7 protein-coding genes are annotated in these 9,483 nt (G+C 61.7%); all 7 read left to right on the forward strand.

What is annotated here, in order from left to right:
* Nucleotides 1-2,161: TonB-dependent receptor plug domain-containing protein (locus ABI_RS18590; RefSeq protein WP_040309608.1), on the forward strand; the 2,161-nt coding region annotated here is incomplete at its 5' end.
* A 241-nt stretch (nucleotides 2,162-2,402) separates the two neighbouring features.
* Complete coding sequence (locus tag ABI_RS18595) at nucleotides 2,403-3,878, forward strand: replicative DNA helicase (protein ID WP_245531396.1); 1,476 nt, start codon at nucleotides 2,403-2,405, stop codon at nucleotides 3,876-3,878.
* 105 nt (nucleotides 3,879-3,983) lie between these two features.
* Nucleotides 3,984-4,784 (forward strand): hypothetical protein, encoded by an 801-nt coding sequence (locus tag ABI_RS18600; protein ID WP_006274601.1) that lies wholly within the window; start codon nucleotides 3,984-3,986, stop codon nucleotides 4,782-4,784.
* 45 nt (nucleotides 4,785-4,829) lie between these two features.
* Nucleotides 4,830-5,882: an alanine racemase gene (gene alr, locus ABI_RS18605; RefSeq protein ID WP_006274602.1), complete on the forward strand. Its 1,053-nt coding sequence runs from the start codon at nucleotides 4,830-4,832 to the stop codon at nucleotides 5,880-5,882.
* A gap of 52 nt (nucleotides 5,883-5,934) precedes the next feature.
* On the forward strand, nucleotides 5,935-7,305 hold the full coding sequence (radA, locus tag ABI_RS18610) for a DNA repair protein RadA (protein ID WP_006274603.1): 1,371 nt from the start codon (nucleotides 5,935-5,937) through the stop codon (nucleotides 7,303-7,305).
* A gap of 59 nt (nucleotides 7,306-7,364) precedes the next feature.
* Nucleotides 7,365-7,874 (forward strand): CvpA family protein, encoded by a 510-nt coding sequence (locus ABI_RS18615; protein WP_006274604.1) that lies wholly within the window; start codon nucleotides 7,365-7,367, stop codon nucleotides 7,872-7,874.
* 53 nt (nucleotides 7,875-7,927) lie between these two features.
* Nucleotides 7,928-9,433, forward strand: coding sequence for an amidophosphoribosyltransferase (purF, locus tag ABI_RS18620; protein WP_006274606.1), 1,506 nt, complete (start codon nucleotides 7,928-7,930; stop codon nucleotides 9,431-9,433).
* The last annotated feature ends 50 nt before the right edge of the window (nucleotides 9,434-9,483 follow it).

The following is a 9,483-nucleotide window of genomic DNA, read 5'->3' on the forward strand; positions in this document are numbered from 1 at the left end:
ATCGCTGAACTTCCCGCGTCCCTCGGCTACCGACGGCACCGACAACGTCCGGCCGGCCTCCCTGCGCGGCCTGGCACCGGACCAGACGCTGGTGCTCGTCGACGGCAAACGCCGCCACGCATCCGCCCTGGTCAATGTCAACGGTTCGGCCGGCCGCGGGTCTTCGGCTGTTGATCTCAACGCCATTCCGGCCGCGGCGCTCGACAAGGTCGAAATCCTGCGTGACGGCGCTTCGGCGCAATACGGCTCCGACGCCATTGCTGGTGTCGTGAACCTGGGCCTTCGCCGCGCCAGCAAGGGCGGTAACCTGACCTTCTCCTATGGCGAGTACGACACCGATTTCGACGCCGCCAATTCCGAACGCCACATCAATGACGGCGGCACCACGAGCCTGAACGGCTGGGTTGGCCTGCCTCTGGGTTCGGATGGCTACCTGACCATCTCCGGTGAACTGCGCCGCCGCAACCCGACCAACCGTGCCGACGTCAGCCCCGTCGTCACCCCGGCCCGCGTCACCAGCCGTTACGGCGATCCGGAACAAAAAGACCTCAGCCTGTTCTTCAATGCCGGCAAGCCGATCAACGAGACCTGGACCGCCTATGGCAACCTGGGCTTCCGCGATCTAAATTCCGAAAGCGCCGCCTTCTATCGCCATGCCAACAGCTCCGGCAACAGCCTCGCCGTCTATCCCAACGGCTTCCTGCCAATCATCAATGCCAGGTCCAAGGACATTTCGGCTACGGCAGGGGTGCGCGGCACGCTTGGCGGATGGACCAGCGACGTCAGCGTGACCGGTGGCGACAACGAGCTCGACTATTACACCCTCAACAGCCTCAACCCGTCCTACGGCACGGCCTCTCAACATGACTTCTATTCCGGCCAGCTCAAGTACGGTCAGACCGTCGTCAACGCCGACCTGAGCCGTGATTTCGAGGTCGCCGGCTGGGCCGGTCCGCTGAGCGTGGCGGTTGGCCTGGAAGCGCGCAACGAAACCTATCAGATCACGGCGGGCGAGCTTCAGTCCTACGCCCTGGGGACGGACACCACCAAATCCGCAGGCGCCCAAGGCTTTATCGGCCTGCGCCCTAACAATGAGATCGAGGAAAACCGCTCCAGCGCCGGCATCTATGTCGACGTCGCCGGCCAGGTTACCGACCGCTTCAGCTTTGACACCGCCCTGCGCTATGAAGACTATTCCGACTTCGGCGGCAACCTGTCGGGCAAGGTCGCCGGCCGCTACGAGTTCAGCGACAGCTTCGCCCTGCGCGGCTCGTTGTCGACAGGCTTCCGTGCGCCGTCACTCGCTCAGCAGTACTTCACCTCGACCGCGTCGGTCGTGACCGGCGGGGTTGTCGTCGAAACAGGCACCTTCCCGGCCACGGCTCCCGTGTCGTTAGCCCTGGGCGCGGAACCGCTGGAGGCTGAAACCTCGACCAGCAGCACCCTGGGCGCCGTCTGGCGTTCGGGCCCGTTCGAGCTGACGGTCGACGCCTACCAGATCGATATCGACGACCGTATCGTGTTGTCGGAGAACATCTCGGCCGGCTTCTCGCCGCAGGTCGCCGCCTTGCTGGCCCCCTATAATGTCAGCGCCGCCCGCTTCTTCATCAACGGCGTCGACACCACCACAACCGGCATTGATGTCGTCGCGGCCTACCGTTTACGCACCGACAGCGTGGGCAATTTCACCTTTACCGGTGCCTACAACCACAATGAAACCGAGATCGATCGTCTGCCGACCCTGACCAACTCGCCGCTCAGCCCGCAGCCGCCGCTGTTCATCCGTACCCGTCAACTGATCCTGACCAACTCCGCTCCGGAGACCAAGGCGAGCGTGGCCGTCGACTGGCAAAAGCACAACTGGTCGGTCAATGCCCGCGCTACCTATTACGGCGACGTGGTTGATCCCGCCGCGGTTGAAGCGAACGACATCCACACCGGCGAAAAAACGATCACCGACCTGTCGGCCAGCTACCGTTTCGGCACGGGCACGACCCTGTCGGTTGGCGCGGATAACGTCTTCGACGTCTATCCGGACGCTACGCCGACCAGCCTGAACATCACCAGCGGCAACGGTGCCGGTGCTTTGGCCTTCTCGCGGTTCTCGCCGTTCGGCTTCAACGGCCGCTTCGTATACGCCCGCGTCAGCCAGTCCTGGTAGCAGGGCCGCGGGCCCTGCACCCGGAATCGTTACAGCGTTTTTCAGCTCCCCATCGGCAACGATGGGGAGTTTTGCTATGGGTGCGAAATCGAGCGTATTGAGAACATTTGCGGAACATGCTAGGGTTATCCCCAATCTTCACAGCCTGTGAATCGGCCCAAAGTGGACCGTTTGCCGGAACCGTGGAAGGAAGCCCGCACGGCCTTGCACTGGCCGCGCTAACCTTTGTATGACGCCAAACATGCCCGATACCTTAACGCCCAACGCCACCGAAGCCCCCGCCTCCCTCCCGCACAACCTTGAAGCTGAACAGGCTTTGCTAGGCTGTCTGCTGTTTGACAACGGTGCGTACGAACGTCTGTATGACGGTCTGCAAGCGTCACATTTCTATGAACCTTTCCATCAGCGCCTGTTCGCGACCATCGAGGAACAGATCCGTATCGGTCACCTGGCCGAGCCGATCGTACTGATGGACAAGTTCAAGAACGACCCAGCTTTCAACGACCTGGGCGGCATCCGCTACTTCGCCGACCTGGTCGACCGCGCCCCTCCGGCTGCCAATGCCTCGGACTATGCCCGCGTCATCTACGACCTGGCTCTGCGCCGCGATCTGATCCGCCTGGGCGGCGACATTGCCAAGGATGCCAATGGCGCAAAGCCCGCCCGCGACCAGATCGAAGCTGCCGAAGCCAAGCTGTTCGACATGGCCGAAAAAGGCACGTCGTCGACCGGGTTTGTACCGTTTTCCGACGCTGTTGCCGGCGCCCTGGCCCATGCCGAAGAAGCCTTCCATCGTGATGGCGGCCTGGCTGGTATTTCTACCGCCCTGGTCGACCTGGATCGGCAGATCGGCGGCCTGCACAAATCCGACCTGGTCATCCTGGCCGGTCGCCCGTCGATGGGTAAGACCGCCCTGGCGACCAATATCGCCATGAGTATCGCCCAGAACTATGCCTATGAGCCCCAGCCTGATGGCACGCGCAAGACCGTTCGCGGCGGCATCGTCGCCTTCTACTCGCTGGAAATGTCAGCCGACCAGTTGGCGGCGCGTCTTCTCGCGGACGCCTCGGGCGTGCCGTCCGACAAGATCCGCAAGGGCGAGATCGACGCCACCGAGTTCATGAAACTGAAGGAAGGCGCCATGGATATCAGCGCCTCACCTCTGTATATCGACGACACCGGCGGCATTACCCTGGCCAAGCTAACGGCGCGGGCGCGACGCCTGAAGCGCACCGTCGGCCTCGACTGCCTGATCGTCGACTACCTTCAGCTGGTGACGCTGGGTGATACCGGCGGCCAGATGAACCGGGTGCAGGAAGTTTCGACGATCACCATGGGGCTGAAATCGCTGGCCAAGGAACTGGCCATCCCTGTGATCGCCCTTTCGCAGTTGTCGCGGACGGTCGAAAGCCGCGACGACAAGCGTCCCCAGTTATCCGACCTGCGCGAATCCGGCTCGATCGAGCAGGACGCCGATATCGTCATGTTCGTCTTCCGCGAAAGCTACTACCTGGGCCGTGCCGAGCCCAAGGAAGGGACGGAAGATCACTTGAAGTGGCAGGAAGAGATGGACCGCTGCAAGGGGACCGCCGAAGTCATCATCGGCAAGCAGCGTCACGGTCCTATCGGCACCGTACGGCTGTCCTTCAGCGAAAGCACCGTGAAGTTCGGCAATCTGGCGAACCCAGAGCGCTACAGCAACTACAGCAACGAATAGCCCACACTACGCGGTCTTTAGCTCTGCGGGAGATCAGCCTTATCGAATCTTGACGCCCTCAAGGCGCAGACAGGTGGTGTTAGCGCTTTTGTCTGGGAGGGTAGTATGTCGCCAGTTTCGTCACGCCGCGCCGCTTTGGCGTTTTTGCTGTCAGCCACTTTGATACCGCTGGCCGAACCCGCCCTCGCTCGTAAACGCAAGGCCCAGCCACGTATCGCCCCGGTCACCTTGATGGTGGTAGCCTCCCTGCATGACTTGCACGGCATCAATCCCCATTATAGCTTTGACGATCTCTATCGTCTGATCGCGAAATTCAGGCCGGACCGGGTCGGACTGGAGATGCGGCCTGAAGACGTCACCGGCGATCCGGCCTGGTTGGCTTCGGTCTATCCGAAGGAAATGGTCGAGCTACGCGCGCTGTATTCAGATCGGGTGTTCGGCTTCGACTGGTTGGGTGATGAACTCAATGGCAAACCTCTTCCAGAGAAATGGCACGAAAGCACGCCGATCGGCGAACTGCAGGCCCAGGCCGCCGATGCCGCCGAACTACGCACGCCGGACAAACAAGCCCTGGCGGCGCGTTTGACGGACATAGCTGCGCAGAAACGCCGCCTTCTGGAAACGGCATCGGCACGCCGCCTCAATGATGGACGCTATGATGATCTGTGTGTCGCCTATGACAACACCCTGAAAGCCTATTACGACGGCACCCGGTTTGCCGACATCACGGCGTTCCAGACTGGCCGAAAGGCGCGCATTGCCGCCAATATCGCTAATTTTGCCAGATCGCATCCGGGCGAACGGATCGCTGTCGTGGTTGGCCCCGATCACCGCGCCGCCGTGATGAACTTCTTTGCCGGCGCACCGGTTGATCACGTCGTGATGAAAGCGGTCGCGAAGGCGTAGATTTCGTTTCATGACCCGAGCCGTGCGTGCTAGCGACGAATTATGATGTCCGCTTCGTCTACCGCCCGCTTGAATGTCGATTTGGCCGCGCTGAGCCAAAACTATGCCAGCCTGAAACGCGCGGCCGGTGCCGCCGAGGTCGCCCCTGTTGTGAAGGCCGACGCCTATGGTTTGGGCATGGCCGGCGTGGCGGCGCATTTGGCACGGCAGGGAGCGAAGACCTTTTTCGTCGCCCGCCTGGCCGAGGGCCTCGCTCTGCGGACTCTCGTCGGCAATGATCCGGTCATCTATGTTCTGGATGGGTTGACCGATCCATCCGCCTTTGCCGCCCAGCGCCTAAGACCGGTGATCAACACGCCCGACCAGTACCAGCTGTGGCTACAAGGGCCGTCCGAGGTTGTGGCCGCCCTGCACATCGACACCGGCATGAACCGGCTGGGCGTTCGGCCCGATCAGATCGCTGACCTGCCGGCGGCTAGACACCACGGACTGGCCTTGGTGATGAGCCACCTCGCCTGTGGTGATGAGCCCGGCCACCCCATGAATTATCAACAATTGATGGCGTTTCGTGCCGCGACGGATCACTTTCCCGGCGTGGCGCGATCCCTCTCCAACAGTTCAGGCCTCTATCTCGGACCAGACTATGGCTTCGATCTGGTCCGGCCAGGAATCTGTCTGTATGGCGGCGGCCCATTCGGAACCGCTCATGCCGATATCCAGCCCGTCGCCCATCTTAGCGCCCGCATCCTGCAAATACGCGAGTTGAAGGTCGGCGAAAGCGTTGGTTACGGGGCGAGCTTTGTGGCCGACCGCGACATGACCCTGGCTACGATCGGGCTGGGCTACGCCGACGGCCTGATGCGCAGCTTAGCGCCGTTGGGTTTCGTCACCGTTCAGGGCGAGCGCCGCCCTTTGACGGGCCGTGTGTCGATGGATGTGTTTACCGTGGATGTCACCGGTCTTCACGTCAGTGACCGCACCTGGGTCGAAATACTGGGCAGTTCCCAGAACCTGGACGCAGTCGCTACGGCGGCCGGAACCATCGGTTACGAGGTCCTGACACGACTTGGTACACGGGTGCCGCGACACTATACTTGACAGACTCACATACACGGAACATAAGAAGAACATTCTTGTTCCGTGAGCCGATATGACCAAGCATCAGACCCTCTTTACCTGTCAATCCTGCGGCGGTGTCCATAGCAAATGGGCCGGCCAGTGCCCGGCCTGCGGCCAGTGGAACACCCTTGTCCAGGAAAGCTTTTCATCACCGCCGGGCGGGTTGAAAGCCGAACCCGCCAAACTGTCGCGATTGAACAAGCTGCAGTTCGAAACACTGGACAGTCACGACGAAATTCCCGCCCGCATGGTCACCGGGATAGATGAATTCGACCGGGTCTGCGGTGGCGGTGTTGTGCCGGGCTCGGCGATACTGATCGCCGGCGACCCGGGAGTGGGTAAATCGACACTTCTGTTGCAGGTTGCCGCCAACGCGGCCTCACGCAACCTCAAGGTCGCCTATATTTCCGGCGAAGAAGCGGTCGAGCAGATTCGCGGCCGCGCCGCCCGCATGGGTCTGGCCAAGGCGCCGGTTGACCTGGCCGCCGAAACATCTCTGCGGACCATTCTCGAGGCCTTGAAGCGCGAAAAATTTGACCTGGTGATCATCGACTCGATCCAGACCCTGTGGTCGGACGCCATTGAGGCGGCGCAGGGTTCGGTGTCGCAGGTCCGTGCCTGCGCCGGCGAACTGGTCCGGCTGGCCAAGAAGCACGGCACCTCGGTCATTATGGTCGGCCATGTCACCAAGGAAGGCCAGATCGCCGGCCCGCGAGTGGTCGAGCACATGGTCGATGCGGTCCTGTCGTTCGAGGGCGAGCGCGGCTATCCGTTCCGCATTTTGCGCGGCACCAAGAATCGTTTCGGCGCTACCGACGAGATCGGCGTATTCGAGATGGGCGATGCCGGTTTACGCGAAGTGCCCAATCCCTCGGCCCTTTTCCTGGGTGACGGCCATGAGCGCGCCTCGGGTTCGGCGGTGTTCGCGGGCATCGAAGGGTCTCGCCCCGTTCTGGTCGAGGTTCAGGCCTTGGTGGCGCCCTCGGCCTACGGCACGCCGCGCCGGGCCGTCGTGGGTTGGGATTCCGGCCGGCTGGCCATGATTCTGGCGGTACTCGAATCGCGCTGTGGCGTCGGTTTCGGCCAGAAGGACGTCTATCTCAATGTCGCCGGGGGCTTGCGCATCAATGAACCCGCCGGTGACCTGTGTGCGGCCCTGGCCCTGGTGTCGGCGCTGACCGATACGCCCTTGCCGCGGGACTGTGTTGTCTTCGGCGAGATCAGCCTGTCGGGCGATGTGCGCACGGTCAGCCGCGGTGAAGGCCGATTGAAGGAAGCCGCCAAGCTGGGTTTCAACAGCGCCATCGCGGCGCCGGTTGCGATCGACAATCCGCCGGTGAAAGTTAAGGCGTTCACCAGCCTGGCTGATGCCATTGCTGCTCTGTTTCCCGTGGGAGAATGACTCCCGTTGTTAACCTCCGGCCAAAATGGTAAAGAGAGAAAATACCATATCGGCAGGGGATGGCAGTGCAGGCTTGGGATTTCATTTTTCTGGCGGTTCTGATCGCCTCGTGTCTGTCGGGCGTCATGCGCGGCGGCATCAAGGAACTGGTCAATCTGATCTCGTTCTTTCTGGCCTTGTTTATAGCGGTGGTCAGCCACCCGTTCGTGACCAAGACCTTTGCGCTCGACATGCTCATGGGCGTGTTCGTCGCCTTTCTGCTCTTCCTGCTGATCTATTTCGGCATTCGCTTCTTCGGTCACAGCCTGGCCGAAAAGGTCCACAAACAAAAGGCGCTCAACGCCTTTGACCGCGCGCTGGGGCTTGGCATCGGAATCTTCCGTACACTGGTCGTTCTGGGCGTAATCCATTTGATTTTTGTCGTTGTGACGCCTAAAGAGCGCTTGCCGGAATGGTTCCTCGACGCGAAGGTCTTCCCGCTGACGGCACGATGTGCCGAAGCCATACAAGCCTTCGTCCCTGTCGGAAGTAACGCGACCGACAAGGTGGTGGAAACCAGTCAGGAATAGTCGGCCGTTGCCTGGCCTTTGGCATCGGCTCTCGCGTAACCGAAAGAGATCTTATGCTGTCTGTGCCTCCCCTGTCCGACCTCGTTGACACAGGCGCTTTTGCGCGCGACATCGAGGACGACCGGCCACGTCTGGAATGCGGTGTTTTCGGCATCTACGGCATGGATGACGCCAGCGCGGTGACGGTCCTGGGCCTACATGCCCTGCAACACCGCGGTCAGGAAGCCTGCGGCGTCGCCTCGTGCGACGGCCGCCGCTTCTATATCGAACGCGAACATGGCCTGGTCGGCGACGTCTTTACCGGTTATGACCTGACGCAGAAGCTACAGGGCCACTCCGCCATCGGCCACACCCGCTATTCCACCGCTGGCGGCGCCTTTATCCGCAACGTCCAGCCGATGTTCGCCGATCTGGACCAGGGCGGCATCGCCATCGCCCACAACGGCAATCTCACCAATTTCATGAATGTGCGCACCAAGCTCGTCGCCGCAGGTTCCATCTTCCAGTCGACCTCCGATTCGGAGGTTATCTTGCATCTGGTCGCCCGGTCGCGCGAACTGCGCATCATCGACCGTTTCATGGAGGCGCTACGCCACCTGGAGGGCGGTTTCGCCCTGGTCGCCCTGACGCGCAAAATGCTGATCGGCGCCCGTGACCCCCTGGGCATCCGCCCGCTGGTCATCGGCAAGCTGAACAACGCCTATGTTCTCGCCTCGGAAACGTGCGCCTTGGACATGATCGGCGCGACCTTCGTGCGCGACGTTGAACATGGCGAAGTCGTCCAGATCGACGAGAACGGCCTGAAGTCCTACAAACCCTTCGACGCCCGCGCCGCGCGTCCCTGCCTGTTCGAATATGTCTACTTCGCCCGCCCGGACTCTGTGGTGAACGGCAAGTCGATCTACGAGGTCCGCAAGGCCATGGGCCGGCAACTCGCCATCGAGCACGCCGCCGACGCCGATGTCGTTGTGCCGGTACCGGATTCCGGCGTCCCGGCCTCGCTGGGTTTCGCCGAACAGTCGGGCCTGCCGTTCGAACTGGGCATTATTCGCAACCATTATGTCGGCCGCACCTTTATCCAGCCGACCCAGCATATCCGTGACCTGGGCGTGCGCAAAAAGCACTCGCCCAACCGCGTCGCCCTGGAAGGCAAGCGCGTCATCCTGATCGACGACTCAATCGTACGCGGCACCACTTCGGTGAAGATCGTGCGCATGGTCCGTGAAGCCGGCGCCAAGGAAGTCCACCTGCGGTCGGCCAGCCCGCCGATCATGTGGCCCGACTTCTACGGCATCGACATGCCCGACCGCGAAAAGCTGCTCGCCGCCAACCACACCCTGGAAGAAATGCGCCAGATGCTGGAATGCGATTCCCTGGGCTTCCTGTCGGTCGAAGGTCTGTACAAGGCGATGGGGCACAACCGCCGCGACCCCGAAACGCCGCAGTTCACCGACCATTATTTCACCGGCGATTACCCGACCCCTCTGACCGACCGCGAACAGGCTCTGGATGAGTCAAGCAGTATTGGCCAACTGTCGCTGCTGGCGTCGTCGAACTAATGCCAACCTACCGTGAAGCTGACACATATGCGCTGGTTGGCATTCGTTTA

It is taken from the genome of Asticcacaulis biprosthecium C19 (assembly GCF_000204015.1).
Taxonomy (GTDB): Bacteria; Pseudomonadota; Alphaproteobacteria; order Caulobacterales; family Caulobacteraceae; genus Asticcacaulis; species Asticcacaulis biprosthecius.